The sequence below is a fragment of the Pseudomonas sp. ICMP22404 genome (assembly GCF_006227205.1).
Taxonomy (GTDB): domain Bacteria; phylum Pseudomonadota; class Gammaproteobacteria; order Pseudomonadales; family Pseudomonadaceae; genus Aquipseudomonas.
In genome coordinates this window covers 228,213-245,519 of record NZ_VCNG01000007.1, presented here as the reverse complement: position 1 = coordinate 245,519, position 17,307 = coordinate 228,213, and the positions used below count along the sequence as shown (strand labels likewise).

Genomic DNA, 17,307 nt, shown 5'->3' with positions numbered 1-17,307 from the left:
AAGGCCCCACCGCAGTGCAACAGTTAGAACCGCGTTATCGTTCATCGCGGGCAAGCCTTGCTCCCACAGTTCGATCCCATAGTGCCCTTGCACCAGCACGGAGCAGCAAAATAGTCGTCTTCAACCATAATAATTCGCTCCAACGGAGCACATGACTGTCAGGGATAACTGCATGACCACCACGACCTGCAACGACGCCGTGCCTGCCCAGCCGACGAACTCCACCACCCGCGTGGCGACCGCGAGTTTCATCGGCACCGCCATCGAGTTCTATGACTTTTACGTCTACGCCACGGCTGCGGCCCTGGTAATCGGACCGGTGTTCTTCCCACAGACGTCAGGCACGGCACAGATGCTGTCGTCGTTCCTGACGTTCGGCATCGCCTTTCTCGCCCGCCCGCTGGGTTCAGCGCTGTTCGGCCACTTTGGCGACCGGATCGGCCGCAAGTCCACGCTGGTGGCGTCGCTGCTGCTGATGGGCGTGTGCACCACCCTCATCGGCGTGCTGCCAGGCTATGCCAGCATTGGCGCCTGGGCACCGTTCCTGTTGTGCCTGCTGCGCTTCGGCCAGGGATTGGGACTGGGAGGTGAATGGGGTGGCGCCGCGCTGCTCGCCACCGAGAACGCCCCCAAGGGCAAGCGCGCCTGGTTCGGCATGTTTCCCCAACTAGGCCCATCCATTGGCTTCCTGGCGGCCAACGGGCTGTTCCTGAGCCTGGCGATGACCCTGGATGACGAGCAGTTCCGCTCGTGGGGCTGGCGAATTCCGTTCCTGCTCAGCGCCGTGCTGGTGATCGTCGGCCTCTATGTGCGGCTCAAGCTCCATGAAACCCCGGTCTTCGCCAACGCCGTGGCCCGTCAGGAACGGGTGAAAGTGCCGCTGGTCGAGCTGTTCAGCCAGTATTGGGCGCCGACATTGCTGGGCGCAGCGGCGATGGTGGTGTGTTATGCGCTGTTCTACATCTCCACGGTGTTCTCCCTGAGCTACGGCGTCGCCACCCTCGGCTACAGCCGCGAAACCTTCCTTGCCCTGCTGTGTTTTGCCGTGCTGTTCATGGCCGCCGCCACACCGTTGTCCGCCTGGGCCAGCGACCGCTTCGGGCGCAAGCCGGTGCTGGTCACCGGTGGTCTGCTGGCGATTGCCTCGGGCTTTCTCATGGAGCCGTTGCTGACCCAGGGGTCGACTGCGGGCGTGGCACTGTTCCTGTGCATCGAGCTGTTCCTGATGGGCGTGACCTTCGCCCCCATGGGTGCCTTGCTGCCGGAGTTGTTTCCGACCCACGTGCGTTACACCGGCGCCTCGGCGGCCTATAACCTGGGCGGTATCGTCGGCGCCTCCGCCGCCCCGTTCTTTGCCCAGAAACTGGTGGCCATGGGCGGCTTGAGCTATGTCGGCGGCTACGTATCGGCTGCCGCTGTACTCAGCGTGATCGCGGTGCTGTGCTTGAAGGAAACCCGCCATAACGATTTGAATCGGGTTGCCTGAAGCCAACGGACATACGATCCACTGTGGCGGGGGAGCTTGCGCCCTCGCCACAGCACCTGTCACAACGCTGAACAGCACACCATGAAATAGCCGCTAACAATCGCCTACCATTGAAACCACCCCCCACCTGCCCCATCTAAGCTCCATACTCCATTGCGCAGGTGCCCCATGAGCGACCAGCACTCTACAGAAGCCACGAACGAATACGCTGACCCCGAACATATCGAGCACACCGCCTCCGGCACCGGCCTGGCCCTGCCCGGCCAGAACCTGCCGGACAAGGTCTATATCATCCCCATCCACAATCGCCCGTTCTTCCCGGCCCAGGTGCTGCCGGTTATCGTCAATGAAGAACCCTGGGCCGAAACCCTGGAACTGGTGGCCAAGTCCGAACATCATTCCCTGGCGCTGTTCTTCATGGATACGCCCCAGGAAGACCCGCGCCATTTCGATACGTCGGCGCTGCCGCTGTACGGCACGCTGGTCAAGGTGCACCACGCCAGTCGCGAAGCGGGCAAGTTGCAGTTCGTCGCCCAGGGGCTGACCCGCGTGCGTATCCGCACCTGGCTCAAGCACCACCGCCCACCGTACCTGGTGGAAGTCGAATACCCGCACCAGCCCAGCGAGCCGACCGACGAGGTCAAGGCCTATGGCATGGCGCTGATCAATGCGATCAAGGAACTGCTGCCGCTCAACCCGCTGTACAGCGAAGAACTGAAGAACTACCTTAACCGCTTCAGCCCCAACGATCCGTCGCCGCTGACGGACTTTGCCGCCGCACTCACCTCCGCCACCGGCAATGAACTGCAGGAAGTGCTCGATTGCGTGCCCATGCTCAAGCGCATGGAAAAAGTGCTGCCGATGCTGCGCAAGGAAGTGGAAGTCGCGCGGCTGCAAAAAGAGATCTCGGCTGAGGTCAACAGCAAGATCGGCGAACATCAGCGCCAGTTCTTCCTCAAGGAACAGCTCAAGGTCATCCAGCAGGAACTGGGTTTGACCAAGGATGATCGCAGCGCCGACCTCGAGCAGTTCGAGCAGCGGCTGGAAGGCAAGGTGCTGCCGGCCCAGGCCCAGAAGCGCATCGAAGAGGAAATGAACAAGCTCTCGATCCTGGAAACCGGTTCGCCGGAATACGCCGTCACCCGCAATTACCTCGATTGGGCAACCTCGGTGCCGTGGGGCGTATACGGCCAGGACAAGCTCGACCTCAAGCACGCGCGCAAGGTGCTCGACCAGCACCACGCCGGCCTGGACGACATCAAGGACCGTATCCTCGAATTCCTCGCCGTGGGTGCCTACAAAGGCGAGATCAGCGGCTCCATCGTGCTGCTCGTGGGCCCACCGGGCGTGGGCAAGACCAGCGTGGGCAAGTCCATTGCCGAATCCCTCGGCCGGCCGTTCTACCGTTTCAGCGTGGGCGGCATGCGCGACGAAGCCGAGATCAAGGGGCATCGGCGCACCTACATCGGCGCCCAGCCGGGCAAACTGGTGCAGGCGCTCAAAGACGTCGAAGTGATGAACCCGGTGATCATGCTCGACGAGATCGACAAGATGGGCCAGAGCTACCAGGGCGACCCGGCCTCGGCCTTGCTGGAAACCCTCGACCCGGAGCAGAACGTCGAGTTTCTCGATCACTACCTGGACATGCGCCTGGACCTGTCCAAAGTGCTCTTCGTGTGCACCGCCAACACCCTGGATTCGATCCCCGGCCCGCTGCTGGACCGGATGGAAGTGATTCGCCTGTCGGGCTACATCACCGAAGAAAAGGTCGCCATCGCCAAGCGCCACCTGTGGCCCAAGCAACTGGCCAAGGCCGGGGTGTCCAAAGGCAGCCTGAGCATCAGCGACAGTGCCTTGAAGGCCCTGATCGACGGCTACGCCCGCGAAGCCGGGGTACGGCAGTTGGAGAAGCAACTGGGCAAACTGGTGCGCAAGGCGGTGATGAAGCTGATCGACGAGCCAAACGCCGTGATCAAGCTCGGGCCGAAAGACCTTGAGGCGTCCCTGGGCAAACCGGTGTTCCGCAACGAGCAGGTACTGTCCGGCATCGGCGTGATTACCGGCCTGGCCTGGACCAGCATGGGCGGCGCCACCCTGCCGATCGAAGCGACGCGCATCCACACCCACAATCGCGGCTTCAAGCTCACCGGGCAACTGGGCGACGTGATGAAGGAGTCGGCGGAAATCGCCCACAGCTATGTCAGTTCGCATCTGCAGCAATTCGGCGGCGATCCGAAGTTCTTCGACGAAGCCTTCGTCCACCTGCATGTGCCGGAAGGCGCCACGCCCAAGGACGGCCCGAGCGCCGGGGTGACCATGGCCAGCGCCCTGCTGTCCCTGGCCCGCAACCAGCCACCGAAGAAAGGTGTCGCCATGACTGGCGAGCTGACCCTCACCGGGCATGTACTGCCGATTGGCGGGGTGCGTGAAAAAGTCATCGCAGCGCGCCGGCAGAAAATCCTCGAGTTGATCCTGCCGGAAGCCAACCGGGGCAACTTCGAAGAACTGCCGGACTATCTGAAGGAAGGCGTCACGGTGCACTTTGCCAAGCGCTTTGCGGATGTGGCGAAGGTGTTGTTCTGAGGGTTATGTCTGCCCTGGCCCCATCGCGGGCAAGCCTTGCTCCCACAGGGGATGGGTGTTGTTCACAGAAATTGTGACCCACACTCTGTTCTGTGGGAGCAAGGCTTGCCCGCGATGATGTCACCAGCAACAACCTATGCCCACCTGACACACCCCGTAGCATCTCGGTTATGCTCCCCATTCGTCGTGAATGCCGGAGCCCCCATGTCTCTCACCCGCCTGCTTATCCCCGTCAGCCTTGCCCTGCTGAGCGCTTGCGCCACGCAACCGAAAAACAACGTGACCGTGGAGAAACTCAGCGAATGCCCGGTGCGGCTCAACAACGGGCAGAACATGATCCTCAGCTTGCCCAGCAACCCCACCACCGGGTACCGCTGGGCCATCCAGGATTCAGCGGGCGGCGTGTTGAAAACGCTGGGGCCCGAGGTCTACCGCAATCCGGAAGATGCCGGCATCGTCGGCGCCGCTGGTGTGTCGACCTGGCGCTTCCAGGCATTCGCCACCGGTACCGGGCGGTTGCGCCTGACTTATCAACAGCCCTGGGCCCCCGAAGTACCGCCCGTGGAAACCTTCGACTGTGCCATTGCGGTGAAGTGAGAACGGCCCGGCCGCCCTCGTGCTGATGGGCGCGCCTGGCTTCACGATGCAGCGCCGCGTCTTGTTCAAAAAACGTATTTCAGCCCGATGGTGGTCATGACGCTGGAGCTTTCGATGCCTGCGGAGTCGGTGTAGCTATCGCGGTAGTTATCGGAACGATTCTTGACGGTAAGGCTGCCTTTTTTATTCCGTGTGCGACTCCACGCGCTCTCCACGAAAACATTCGTGTTGGCGGTCATGTCATAGCCCAACTTTCCTCCCAACGAATAATACTGTTGATGCTTTGTTTTGCCGACAAACGTCTTATCAGCCAGGTAGTGCTCATCAATGTCAGTGGCAGAAGCCCAGCGACTGTACTTGAACACCCCCTCCATATCGAAACGCTTGTATCGATAGCTGCCGACCAATCCAACATACGGAGTTTTAAAGTGCTGTTTGTAGCCAATGATCGTTACGTCCGCTGGGAACTCGCCAGTGTATGCACCGCTGTTGTAACTAAAGGATCCCCCCTCGGAGGTAAAGCTGAAGCGGCGTTCCTGGTACCCAGCCATCAGGCCCAGGCGATAAACAGGTTCGTTCAATAGCCACCCCTTGAGATTAACATCGAATTCGTTGGCATGCCTCAGGGTTGTGTTGGGGTGGACGGCGCGGTCTGTCCATTGGCTCTGGGAGGCATCGACCCAGTCATCGTCATTCATGTAACCGTTCGTGCTGGTGACGGTCGTCCAACCCGACGCCCCTAGTGACATCCAAGGCAGCACGTTCCAATCGAGAGAGCCTTTGATGACCGCAGCATTGTTGTACTTCCAGTCGAGCTGGCTGATCCTCCTCCCGCCCTCCTCGGGCGCGTAGACCCGCTCGTGGGTCTGACCGCTCAGAACGCCTGCATTGATGCCAAGCGTAACTTTCTCATTTACGTACAAATCCCTCGTGCTATCAGCAGCGACTGGAAGCGCAACCGTCGCGACTGTTGCAAATATAAAAAAATGAATTCGCCCAGCTGCTTTCGCCCCTTGTAAAAACATCTACAACTTCCCTGATGAGTTAATTTAGTTCCGCCGCCTCTTGCAATTGCATGCACATCGACAGTCGCTTTTGAAGTTGCGCTTTTTATATCAACGCAACTTTATTCAGCAAGAAACGAATCGAAAACACCGCTAAACAAAATGTGCCTGGAAGTTGCACGCTATTCATCTCGACCGGACTGTCGCAGGCCCCCGTGGAGCCAATGAGCATGAGGGCGGGTCCGGGCGTCGATCAAAGATCACGCTTTAGCGCATTAATTGGCTAAAATGCCCGCCTTTTCACCCTACCGCTGGAACCGCCGTGAGCAACGACCCTGATCGCCTATTCGCCCAACCCCTGGCCCAAGTGCCTGACTTCGCCTTCAACGAGGACGTGGTGCGGGTGTTCCCGGACATGATCAAGCGTTCGGTGCCAGGCTACCCGACCATTGTCGAAAACCTCGGCGTGCTTGCCGCGCAATTCGCCCAGCCGGGCAGCGTGCTCTATGACCTGGGTTCCTCCCTGGGCGCTGTGACCCAGGCCCTGCGCCGCCATGTGCGCACCGACGGTTGCCGGGTGATCGCTGTGGATAACTCGGCGGCCATGGTCGAGCGCTGCCGCGAATACCTCAACGGCCAGGACTCGATGTTCCAGGAGCTTCTGCCGGTGGAGGTGATCGAGGGCGACATCCTGGCCCTGGAGTTCCAGCCGGCCTCGGTGGTGGCGCTGAACTTCACCCTGCAGTTCATCGCACCGGATCAGCGCACGGCCTTGTTGAGCCGCATTCGCCAATCCCTGCTGCCCGGTGGCGCGCTGATCCTGTCGGAAAAGCTGCGCTTCAACGATGCGCAGGAGCACGCATTGCTCACCGACCTGCACGTGGCGTTCAAACGCGCCAACGGCTACAGCGAGCTGGAGATTGCCCAGAAACGCAGCGCCATCGAAAACGTCATGAAGCCCGACAGCCTCGAAGAACACCGCGAACGCCTGTTGGCGGCCGGGTTCTCGAAAGTCGTGCCGTGGTTCCAATGTCTTAACTTCGCCTCGTTGATAGCCTTGCCATGATTGATCTGTCCCCCCTCGCCCGCCGCCTGGCCGGCACGCCCCTGGCCGATTGGGCCGCGACGCTGCAGATGCAACTCGACACCAAAATGGAAAAGGGCCATGGCGACCTGGAACGCTGGCAAAGCGCCCTCGACGCCTTGCCGGTGTTGCAGCCGAGCGAAATCGACCTGTTGAACGGGCTGACCCTCGATACCGATTGCAGCGATGAAACCCGCGCGCAGATGCGCACCGCACTGATGGGCCTGTCGCCATGGCGCAAGGGGCCGTTCGACCTGTTTGGCGTGCACGTGGACACCGAATGGCGCTCGGACTGGAAGTGGTCGCGTGTGGCGCCGCACCTGGATCTCAAGGGCAAGCGCATTCTCGATGTGGGCTGCGGCAACGGTTACTACATGTGGCGGATGCTTGGTGCCGGGGCCGACACGGTAATCGGCGTCGACCCCAACTGGCTGTTCTTCTGCCAGTTCCAGGCGGTGCAACGCTACCTTTCCCAACCCAATGCCTGGCACCTGCCATTCCCGTTCGAAGACCTGCCGCCGGACCTGGAAGGCTTCGATACGGTTTTTTCCATGGGCGTGTTCTATCACCGCCGCTCCCCCATCGAACACCTGCTGGCCCTCAAGGACTGCCTGGTCAAGGGTGGTGAGCTGGTGCTGGAAACGTTGGTAATCGAGGGCGACGAGCACCAGGTGCTGGTGCCCGAGGACCGCTACGCGCAGATGCGCAACGTCTGGTTCCTGCCTTCGGTGCCAGCCCTGGAACGCTGGCTGCGCCGCGCTGGTTTCAGCGATGTGCGCTGCGTGGACGTGAGCCTGACCACCGTGGAAGAACAACGCAGCACGGAATGGATGAAGTATCAGTCGCTGAGCGATTTTCTCGACCCCGACGACCACAGCAAGACCATCGAGGGCTTGCCGGCGCCGATGCGGGCGGTGATTGTGGCGCGTAAATAAATAGATCAAACAACCCCCATCCCTGTGGGAGCGAGCCTGCTCGCGATAGCAGTGAATCAGTCAAAGGTGTGTTAACTGACGCTCCGCTATCGCGAGCAGGCTCGCTCCCACAAAGGCGGGGGGTGTTCAATCCTGGGATTTGGCCCTGCGCGCCTTGAAGAACTCGCTCAACACCGTGCTGCATTCCTCCGCCAATACCCCGCCCTCGAACATTACCCGATGGTTCAGGAACGCCTGGCTGAAAAACTGCCCCTGGCTCTGCACGATGCCGGCCTTGGGCTCCAGGGCGCCGTAGACGACCCGGGCGACGCGGGAGTGGACGATCAGGCCGGCGCACATGCTGCACGGTTCGAGCGTCACATAGAGGGTGCTGCCGGGCAGGCGATAATTGCTCACGGCCTGGGCGGCGGCGCGGATGGCGACCATTTCCGCGTGGGCGCTGGGATCGTGGCCGCTGATCGGGCAGTTGAAGCCGCGCCCGATAATCTCGCCGTCCTGCACCAGCACCGCGCCCACCGGCACCTCGCCCAGGGCCGCCCCTTGCGCGGCCAGCGCCAGGGCTTCGCGCATGAAGTCCTGGTCGCGACTGCGGTCGATGATCCGGGCAGGACGAATCTGGCGCATCACACCACCTCGATGGCGGCCATCAGGCCGGTTTCCATGTGGTCGATCACATGGCAGTGGAACATCCACACGCCCGGGTTATCCGCCACCAGCGCTACCTGGGCCCGCTCGTTCTTGCCCAGCAGGTAGGTGTCGGTGAAATACGGAATGACCTTGTGCCGGTTGGAGGCGATCACCTTGAAGCTCATGCCGTGCAAGTGGATCGGATGTTGGTATTGGGTCATGTTCTTCAATTCGAAAATGTAGCTCTTGCCCTTTTGCAGCGTGGCAATCGGCCGGTCAGCACAGGTCTTGTCGGTGATATCCCAGGCCTTGCCGTTGATCTGCCACAGGCTCGGCGGCTTGCCGTTGTCCGTGTCAACCGACACCGAACCGACCCACTCGAAATTGAAGTTGAGTTTCTCGGCATTGGCCAGGTCCGGCTCGGACACCGGGTTGGCCGGCAACGCGGGTGGCCATGGGGTCGGCGCGTCATCGTTGGGCACCGAGCGCAGGGTGCCCAGGCGCACCGGGCCGTTGCGCAGCGACAACTCTTCCCCGGCCGGCGGGGCCTTGATCGCCAGGCAGATGCGCATGCCCGGGCCAAGCCAGTACTCCTTGCCCAGCGGGCGCGGTTCGATGGGATTACCGTCCAGGGCATAGATCTGCGCTTCGACACCGGGAATGTTGATCCGGTAAGTCAGCGTGTTGTCGAGGTTGAGCAGGCGCACCCGGGTGATCTGCCCGGCCGGCAGGTCGATCACCGCCTCCGGCACGCCGTTGATGGTCGCCAGTCGCCCGGCCGTCCCGCCACGGGCCGCCTCGCGAGGGATGCTGAACGCTACAAACTCACCCTGCTCATCCACGTGCCAGCTCTTCAGGCTCAGGGTCTTTTCGTATTTGAAACCGGTGGGCTCGCGCTCTTCAATGATCAGCGGCCCTACCAATCCACGCCCCAGCTCTTCGCTGCTGTTGACGTGGGGGTGGTACCAATAGCTGCCGGCGTCCGGCACGCGAAATTTGTAATCGAAGTATTCACCCGGCAGCACCGGCAGTTGCGAGACGTATGGCACACCGTCCATCTCCAGCGGCAGGCGGATCCCATGCCAGTGAATGGTGGTGGCAACCGGCAGGTGGTTGATGAAACGCACCCGCAACCACTCGCCCTGTCGCACCCGCAACTCGGTACCCGGCGCTGATGGCCCAAAGGCCCAGGCCTGGGTCTTGTGCCCGGCCACCAGCTCGACGTCCAAAGGCGCCGCAATCAATTCATAGTCATGGCCAGCCTCGGCATCCGCCCGCTTGCCCAACCAATACCGCGATGCGCCTCCCGCGCCAACGCCCACGACAACAAGACCGGCCAGGCCACCGAGTATTTGGCGACGGGTAAACGACATGAATGCAACCACCTATTGAATCCGCGGCGAACCGACAGGTCCGCAAAAGGCGAATACGATACACCTGCAATTGAGAAAGATTAAGTGAAGGATTGTCGCGTCGGCCCCGCCAGATGGGATGAAGGCGCCTCACGGCGCCCTCATCCCAGGTTGTCAGCCAACCAAAGCTTCCAAGTCCTTGAAAACCAATCCTGGTAAGCGTCGGCCTTCTTTCGCAACGTTGACCTGCAAGGCTGCTTGGGCCACGTCCAACACATTCCGGGTAAGCGAATAGCTGCCCTTGCTCTGCAGCCAGGTCAGAACGTCCGCCAAGTGCCAGATAGACGCGCTGCCCTCGTGTACGGGCGTCGGGAAGCTGCTCGGGTGGGCTAACATCAACTTGCGCATGTTCTGCCGAGACACGCCGACGATCTCGGCTACGTCGGTTAGCCCAACCAGATCAGGAGCAACCTCAATCAGCCTGGCCGATGGCACCGCACGGCGCACGTCGCTCAAAGCGCTGAGCACAGCCTTAATCGCATCAGGAGCATCGCGTGTGAATTCGAGAGCCAACCGTCCCGGCTGTCCTATGCCTACCAGGGCATCGTCGCAGCCCGCTACCCCCAGCCGCTCCACCAGTTCATCCGAGGTACGGTCATCGTCAGCAAGCTGATATTTCAGGGTAAAGGTATATTCCATTGTCTTACTCCTCAGCATCGTCATCAGCCTCGCAACGATTGCGATGGGTAGTGCAATTGTCCACGACGCGTCGTAATGCTCGCGCATGATTGCCAGGGTTTCTCGGCGTGCTCCATATCGATGTGATACAGAACTCACCGCAACGACACTCCTCGTCGTTATACGGACAATAAGCCCGCCCCCAGGCGTGACCACCACCGACCTCTATGCGCCACCCCAACGCTTCGGCATGCTTCAGCGTTTCTTCGACTTCCTTTTTCGGATGCGAGGGACGAATCATCAGTGCTCTCCAGTATTCGCATGACCTGCCTGGTTGTCAAATGACAACCAGATCATTCCCTTGGATGATAGGCATTCCCGGCGCACCGATGAGGGTCGAATCGTAGCGAAAGGTGACGGTACCGGACGGCTTCGCTGTCAGGTGCAGAAGAGCGCTGTGGAAAAACAGTACGGCCACTAAAAAGCCCTGGAGAGGTTATCCACAGGGCTTTTCAGGTACACCGCAACACAAGGATCACCCCGCCAGTAAACGCGCCTTCTCGCCACGGGGTGTGAAGAACGCCAGCGCCGCCGCGACCACGAACAGCGCAGGCACATCGCCGAGCAAGTGGCCGTAATGGCTCATGCCGTCCATCCCGACACCAAAGGACTGCACGGCCATGATCGCGCCATGCACGACGCTCGACCAGACCGTGAACCAGATCAGGCTCAGGTGCTTCAGCGGATCCCGTGAAGCTCTCAGCAGGAACACGCCGAGGGTCGCGTAGAGGCCGACGATCATCAGCGGATAGTCGGAATGACCGCTGTGCCATGTCCAACCGGACGGCCATAGCAACATCAGCGGCCCGATCGCAAACACGGAGATCAGGCCTACCACGATCAAAACCATGCGCAGGGCGGCGAGTCTTTGGGTGTCGTTCATGACGGGCTCCTTATGGCGGCGGGACCGTCGCCAAAACTGGACGTGCGTCAGTATAGATCTCGCCTCGGCTACGTGCCCGAGCCTACCGCCAGCCGTCTTGGCGGCTCAGGATGGCAAACCGGTGATCAGGTGTACCACGCCGTTGTCCAGCGACAACACCCCAGCCACCCCGGCGGCCTTCAACCCCGACCGGTCTATCCGGGCAACATCCCGCAACTCCACTCGCAGTCGCGTCAATGCCACGGCCTGATGGCGCTTGAGATTATCCGCGCCGCCCAATGCGGCGACGATAGCCGGTGCGACACCAGCAACCGATGTCGCCAGTTTGGGCTCATCCGGCACCAGGTCCGGGGTCAGGGCTTTCCAGAATGTCCGCTGCAGTTTGTCAAACATGTTCAGTGCTCCATGACCAGTGTGGCCGGGTCGACCGTGGATGAATGCGTACGCAGGATAGCGCGCACCTGTTCGGCGCTTTCCCGCCCCAGGGCCTGTTGGGCAAGCCTGCGGCATTCACTTAGGTCCCATTCACGCACGCACGCTTTTATTGTCGGAATCAACGGCACGCTGACCGAGAGTTCATCCACACCAAGCCCCAGCAACACCGGTACCGCCAGGGGTTCCGATGCCAGTGCGCCACACACCCCGACCCATTTGCCCTGGGCATGCGCGGCATCGACGGTACGAGCGATCAGCCGCAGCACCGAGGGATGCAGGCTGTCGGCCTGGCTGGCCAGGCGTGGATGGTCTCGGTCCATGGCCATGGTGTACTGGGTCAGGTCGTTGGTGCCGATGGAAAAGAAATCCACTTCGGGGGCAAACAGATCAGCCATCAGGGCCGCCGCCGGGACCTCGATCATGATCCCCAGCTTCGGCTGCTCTTTCAGGCCGAGGCTGCCAACCTCTTCCTCCAGTATCCGCCGCGCCAGACGCAACTCCGACAATTGGGTGACCATGGGCAGCATGATGTGCAGGCGCGCCATTCCGGAGCAGGCGAGTATCGCCCGGAACTGCTCACGCAACAGTTGTGGCCGGTCCAGGCACAAGCGAATCCCGCGCATGCCCAGGAACGGATTGGCCTCGCGCTCCATCGGTACATAGGCCAATGGCTTATCCCCACCCACGTCCAGGGTGCGCACCACCAGGTTGCGCTCCGGGCCCAGCGCTCGGGCGACGGCGCTGTACAGCGTTGCTTGTTCGTCATGCCCCGGTGGTTGCGAGCGATCCAGGTAAAGCAGTTCGGAGCGAAGCAGCCCCACCCCTTCACCTCCCAGGGTCATGGCCTGCTCCACGTCCCGTAGCGAACCGACATTGGCGCTGATCTCCACTCGATGACCGTCGAGGGTTCGGGCCGGCAGGGCCGATTGTTCGAGGTCTCGCTGGCGGCGCTGACGCTGCTCGTCACGCTGGGCGCGGAATTGTTCGATCCGGGCCTGATCAGGATTCAAATGCAATTCGCCGCCGTCGGCATCCAGCAACACCTGGGTGCCATTGGCGATGGCCAGCACCTGTCCATGCATGCCACACAACGACGGCAAGCCCAGCGCTCGGGCAAGGATTGCCACATGGCTGGTCGCACCGCCATCGACCGTGACAAAACCGGCTATTCGCGAGGTATCCAGGCTGGCGGTCTGGGAGGGTGTCAGTTGCTCAGCCACCAGGATCGCACGCTCGGGCAATGTCCAGGCGCGTTCCTGCACCCCCAGGATCAACTTGAGCACCCGTTGCCCGACATCGGCGAGGTCCATTGCCCGTTCGACCAGCAACGCGCTACCCAATTGCTGGAACAGTGCAGCGGTGGCTTCTGTAGCCGCGTTCCAGGCGAATGCCGCACTCTTGCCTTCGAGGACAAGGGCCTGGGCGTGCTCCAGCAGGGTGGGGTCCTCCAGCAACGCTTCATGAGCTCGAAAAATCTGCGCCTGGACACTGCCCGCCGCTTCGCTTTGCAAAGTCCTCAACGCTTCAGCCGCCTGGCCCAGCGCCTGGTCCAGAGCCGCTTGTTCAGCCTGAATCCCGAGGCCCGCCTCGTCGATGTCCAGCACCTGCGAGGCAACTTGAACCACCTCGCCAAACGCCAGGCCGGGCGAAGCGCAGACACCTCGCAGCCGGCCCGACATCGACGGTTCGGAGACGTGGGACGACACCAGCGCCAATGGCACGCCAACCGTTTCGCCGCACCCCGAAAGCAACAGGTGTTCCAAGGCTTCGATGGCTTGCCTGGCCTGGGGGCCGGCGGCACTGATCTGCACGCTGTCGCCCTTGGCCGTCTGCAGCGCCATGATCGCCACCACGGACTTGGCATTGGCGCCGGCCTGCTGCCGATGCAGGCAGATGTCTGCGTCGAATCCCTTGGCCGCCTCGGCGAACACCGCGGCAGGGCGAGCATGCAAGCCACATTCGTTGGGCACGATCAATGGCCTGGAAAACAGCGCCGAGCCCTGTTGTGCATCCTCGGCAGGTCTTGATTCATCCAGGCTGACTTGCAGCAGCGGGTCGCCACTCTCGACGCAGGCAGCCTGGTCTGCCAACACGCTGAAAGGCTCGCCGCTGACCACCAGCACCAACGTCAACAGGCTCCGTGCATGCAGGGCGATGTAGTCGGCATCAAAATCGATCAGGGGCTGCCCCGCCTCGACGCGTTGACCCGCCTCCACCCGGGGAGTAAAGCCCTTGCCCGCCAGGTTCACCGTGTCCAGGCCAATGTGCATCAGCACCTCAACGCCGTGGTCCCCAGTGATACTCAGCGCATGGCCGCTGCCCTGGAGCGTGCCGACGACACCAGCCAACGGTGCGCAGAGGGTCTGGGAAGTCGGGTCGATGCAGATCCCATCTCCCACTATACGGCTGGAGAAGACCGGATCCGGCACATTGTCCAAAGGCATCAGGACCCCGGATAACGGCGCGAGCAATTGCAAGGGTTGCGTTGTGTTCATGACTTCACCTGCTGCTGTCTATTCTTGTTGGCATCGCGGCTATGAAGGGCCCGCCGACACGCACTACACGGGTCACTTCCACCAGTATTCGATCTGCACGCCCACGTTGGAGCCATGTCGCGCGCTGTCAAATGCGCCGGTGTCGGACAATGCCGACCCCGCCGCCAGTTGGTTGGCTGCACGCTGGGCCGCTTCGTTCCAGCTGGCGTAGGTGTAATAAAGCCGTATCTCCGGTCGGGCCCAGAATTCCGGCCCCTTGGGCGACCAGGTGGGTGCAAAGGTAAACTTGCTCAGCTTGCGCGTGCCGTCACTCGCCTGCACTTGGTCGTGGCCCAGTTCAGCCACCAGCTTGAACTGGTCGGTGATGGCGTAGGCCGGGCGAACCCCCAGCGACACCCAGTCCTGGTCGCCGCCATCGCGGCGGATATCCTTCTGATAAACCGCCTCTACCTGCCCGCCGAAACGCGGCGTGACCTGCCAATCGAAGAATTCAACCAGACGATAACTCTTGTTGCTGTCGTCCAGGCCCGTATCGCCGGTATACCCCAGCCCGGTGCCGGGCCCCTCGCCATATTGCAAAGCCAGTTTATTCTTGCCACCCACAAAGGCCTGCTGCACATGCTGGGCGGTCAGGGCCCAGCCACGATGGGCATCACGACGGTCCGCCTGATCGATGAAGCTCAAGCCCAGTTCCAACTCACCACCGGGGTTGGTCCTGAAACCGGCCACGTTGAAATCATGTCGACTGACCGGGTCTTTCTGATACAGGTTGTCCTTGCGCGAGAAGGCGTAGCTGTATTTCAGGCCGCCAATGAGTACGTCCTCGATCCCGCCCCCGGTGGCACTCTGGTTCCAGTAGTAGAAATCGGAAATATGAATGTCGTTACGTTTGTAGTAACGCCGACCGGCCCATAGCGACCCGCCGTTCAGGCTGGGCATGTTCGACCACTGGGCATACATCTGCGGCATCCGCGCGGCGCCGTTGTCACCCTGGAAAGTCGGCGTGCGATCGTAGCGGTTGTACAGCGACGCCATGCCATCCACGCTCAACACCGAACCATCATCGAGGGTGAAAAGGTCCTGGCGCAGCTCCAACTCGCCATATTGTTCGCATTCGTTGCCTAATCGGTACTTGCTCTGCGCTCCTGGCAACTGGAAACAGGATTGCGATCGACCATTGGTTGCACTGCCGACGCCGCTGCGCAAGTAACCGGAAAACTCCAGCGCCTGGGTTGGAAATGGCAATGCCAGGCAGATGCAGGACACCGCGAGGCCTCGATTTATTGTTGTTCTCATATGCCGCTCCTTGTTTTTTATTGTTTTTTGCTGCGCTTTCCCCTTTCCCTGCCAACGAATGGGCGATAGAGAGCCGCACGGTGCGTCGAACGCAACGTGGTCGCTGTCAGGCGATGCCTGGGTCGGAAAGGGTTTTGATTCAATCGCTCAGGTGCAGTACGAACGACTCGTAGGGTCGCAGGCGCAACCGTCGATCACGGTGCTCTCGGTCGTAATTACCGATCACCCATCGTTGCTTCATGTCGGAGGTGATGATCCCATCGGGCAACTCAACCTCGCAGTCACCGCCGTGGAAATGACTGATGACCAGCAGACGTTCCCCCTGCCCCTCGCGCAGGTAGGCCCACACGAAGGGGTGGTCGGGCAACAACAGGCGGTAGACGCCCTCCTGGATCAAGGCTTCGCTACGGCGCAGGGTGATCAGCTGTCGATAAAAATGCAGTATTGATGTCGGGTCTTGCAGTTGGTGTTCAACGTTGATGAAGGCAGCATTGGCCGGCACGCCGATCCAGGGCTCGGCCTGGCTGAAACCCGCGTTCGGTCCGGCCGTCCATTGCATTGGTGTACGCCCGTTGTCCCGCGACTTCTGCATGATCGCCGCCATGGCCTCGGCTTCGGGCACCCCGGCGTTACGCTGGAGACGAAAGATATTCAAGGTCTCGACGTCGCGGTACTGGTCGATGTGATCAAAGCCCGGATTGGTCATCCCCAGCTCTTCGCCCTGATACACGAAGGGCGTGCCTTGGAGGAAGTGCAACGCGGTGGCCAGCATTTTCGCCGAAGCCACCCGGTGCTCGCCGTCATTTCCGAAGCGAGAGACCACCCGCGGCTGGTCGTGATTACACCAGAACAACGCGTTCCAACCGCCACCGGCCTGCATGCCGGTCTGCCAGTCGGACAAGATGCGTTTGAGCTGGAAGAAATCGAAGTCGGCTCGCACCCATTTCTGCAGGTTCGGATAATCCACCTTCAGATGGTGGAAATTGAAGGTCATCGACAACTCGCGCGAATCCGGACACGAATAACGAATGCAGTGTTCGAGAGTGGTGGACGACATCTCGCCCACGTTGATCAGGTCGAAACCTTCAAAGACCTCCCGGTGCATTTGCTGCAGATAATGATGTACGTTCGGGCCGTCGGTATAGAAACGCCGGCCATCGGTGTGGTCATCAGGAAAATCCGCCGGCTTGGAGATCAGGTTGATGACGTCGAGGCGAAAGCCCCCCACGCCCTTGTCCCGCCAGAAGCGCATCATCTTGAACACTTCGGCACGCACCTGAGGGTTATCCCAGTTCAGGTCGGCCTGGGTGTGATCGAACAGGTGCAGGTAATACTGGCCGGTCTGCGCCTCGTATTCCCAGGCCGAGCCGCCGAACTTGGATTCCCAGCTGTTCGGTTGGTCGCGCCATATGTAGAAATCGCGGTACGGGTTGTCGAGGCTGCTGCGGGCGGCCTGGAACCAGGGATGCTCAATGGACGTGTGATTGACCACGATATCGAGCATCAACTTGATACCGCGTCTGCCGGCCTCGGCGATCAGCAGCTCACAGTCAGCCATCGTGCCGTAGCTGGGGTCGATGGCGTAGTAGTCGCTGATGTCATAACCGTTATCGCGCTGTGGCGAACGCAGGAACGGCGTCAGCCACAGGTAATCCACTCCGAGCCAGTGCAGATAATCGAGCTTGTCCACGATCCCCAGTAAATCACCGGTCGCCTGACCGCCGTGGCTGTAGAAACTCTTCGGATAAATCTGGTAGATCACGGAGCGTTGCCAGTCTTGCATGACGCGATT

15 protein-coding genes are annotated in these 17,307 nt (G+C 61.1%); 5 read left to right on the top strand and 10 right to left on the bottom strand.

Translation table 11 applies throughout. The features are described from left to right. The first annotated feature begins 172 nt into the window (after positions 1–172). The 3 genes from FGE05_RS14860 (at position 173) to FGE05_RS14850 (ending at position 4,666) form a co-directional block, all read left to right on the top strand. Positions 173–1,486 carry an MFS transporter gene (locus tag FGE05_RS14860; protein WP_139646028.1) on the top strand — a complete coding sequence of 438 codons (1,314 nt, stop codon included), beginning with the start codon at positions 173–175 and terminating at the stop codon, positions 1,484–1,486. Positions 1,487–1,654: 168 nt separating this feature from the next. Next, a complete protein-coding gene (gene lon, locus FGE05_RS14855) occupies positions 1,655–4,069 on the top strand; it encodes an endopeptidase La (protein WP_139646027.1) in 2,415 nt (804 codons plus the stop codon). 204 nt (positions 4,070–4,273) lie between these two features. Next, on the top strand, positions 4,274–4,666 hold the full coding sequence (locus FGE05_RS14850) for a protease inhibitor I42 family protein (RefSeq protein WP_139646025.1): 393 nt from the start codon (positions 4,274–4,276) through the stop codon (positions 4,664–4,666). Between the two features lie 65 nt (positions 4,667–4,731). Here the strand turns inward: FGE05_RS14850 and FGE05_RS14845 are convergent, their stop codons facing one another. Further along, entirely contained in the window at positions 4,732–5,691 is a 960-nt protein-coding gene (locus FGE05_RS14845; RefSeq protein ID WP_139646023.1) for an omptin family outer membrane protease, read from the bottom strand. A 301-nt stretch (positions 5,692–5,992) separates the two neighbouring features. Between FGE05_RS14845 and cmoA the strand changes: the two genes are divergently transcribed. After that, on the top strand, positions 5,993–6,736 hold the full coding sequence (cmoA, locus tag FGE05_RS14840) for a carboxy-S-adenosyl-L-methionine synthase CmoA (protein WP_024778935.1): 744 nt from the start codon (positions 5,993–5,995) through the stop codon (positions 6,734–6,736). Then, positions 6,733–7,689 (top strand): tRNA 5-methoxyuridine(34)/uridine 5-oxyacetic acid(34) synthase CmoB, encoded by a 957-nt coding sequence (cmoB, locus tag FGE05_RS14835; protein WP_139646021.1) that lies wholly within the window; start codon positions 6,733–6,735, stop codon positions 7,687–7,689. The genes cmoA and cmoB overlap by 4 nt, the downstream gene beginning before the upstream one ends. 126 nt (positions 7,690–7,815) lie before the next feature. Here the strand turns inward: cmoB and tadA are convergent, their stop codons facing one another. The 9 genes from tadA to treC form a co-directional block, all read right to left on the bottom strand. Continuing rightward, the gene (gene tadA / locus FGE05_RS14830; RefSeq protein WP_139646019.1) at positions 7,816–8,313 is read right to left on the bottom strand and encodes a tRNA adenosine(34) deaminase TadA; all 498 of its coding nucleotides are present in this window, start codon (positions 8,311–8,313) and stop codon (positions 7,816–7,818) included. Next, positions 8,313–9,689 carry a multicopper oxidase family protein gene (locus FGE05_RS14825; protein WP_139646017.1) on the bottom strand — a complete coding sequence of 459 codons (1,377 nt, stop codon included), beginning with the start codon at positions 9,687–9,689 and terminating at the stop codon, positions 8,313–8,315. Before FGE05_RS14825 ends, tadA begins: the two co-directional genes overlap by 1 nt. A gap of 153 nt (positions 9,690–9,842) precedes the next feature. Beyond that, positions 9,843–10,367 carry an AlpA family transcriptional regulator gene (locus tag FGE05_RS14820; protein WP_139646015.1) on the bottom strand — a complete coding sequence of 175 codons (525 nt, stop codon included), beginning with the start codon at positions 10,365–10,367 and terminating at the stop codon, positions 9,843–9,845. Positions 10,368–10,371: 4 nt separating this feature from the next. After that, entirely contained in the window at positions 10,372–10,647 is a 276-nt protein-coding gene (locus tag FGE05_RS30120) for a hypothetical protein (protein WP_139646013.1), read from the bottom strand. Between the two features lie 234 nt (positions 10,648–10,881). Next, the gene (locus FGE05_RS14810) at positions 10,882–11,289 is read right to left on the bottom strand and encodes a DUF6632 domain-containing protein (RefSeq protein ID WP_139646011.1); all 408 of its coding nucleotides are present in this window, start codon (positions 11,287–11,289) and stop codon (positions 10,882–10,884) included. Positions 11,290–11,394: 105 nt separating this feature from the next. Beyond that, on the bottom strand, positions 11,395–11,682 hold the full coding sequence (locus tag FGE05_RS14805; RefSeq protein WP_139646009.1) for a PTS transporter subunit EIIB: 288 nt from the start codon (positions 11,680–11,682) through the stop codon (positions 11,395–11,397). 2 nt (positions 11,683–11,684) lie between these two features. Next, entirely contained in the window at positions 11,685–14,219 is a 2,535-nt protein-coding gene (gene ptsP, locus FGE05_RS14800) for a phosphoenolpyruvate--protein phosphotransferase (protein WP_139646007.1), read from the bottom strand. Positions 14,220–14,291: 72 nt separating this feature from the next. Continuing rightward, positions 14,292–15,515, bottom strand: a complete 1,224-nt coding sequence (locus FGE05_RS14795; RefSeq protein WP_139646005.1) for a carbohydrate porin — start codon at positions 15,513–15,515, stop codon at positions 14,292–14,294. 139 nt (positions 15,516–15,654) lie between these two features. Beyond that, complete coding sequence (treC, locus tag FGE05_RS14790; protein ID WP_139646003.1) at positions 15,655–17,298, bottom strand: alpha,alpha-phosphotrehalase; 1,644 nt, start codon at positions 17,296–17,298, stop codon at positions 15,655–15,657. Positions 17,299–17,307 lie beyond the last annotated feature (9 nt).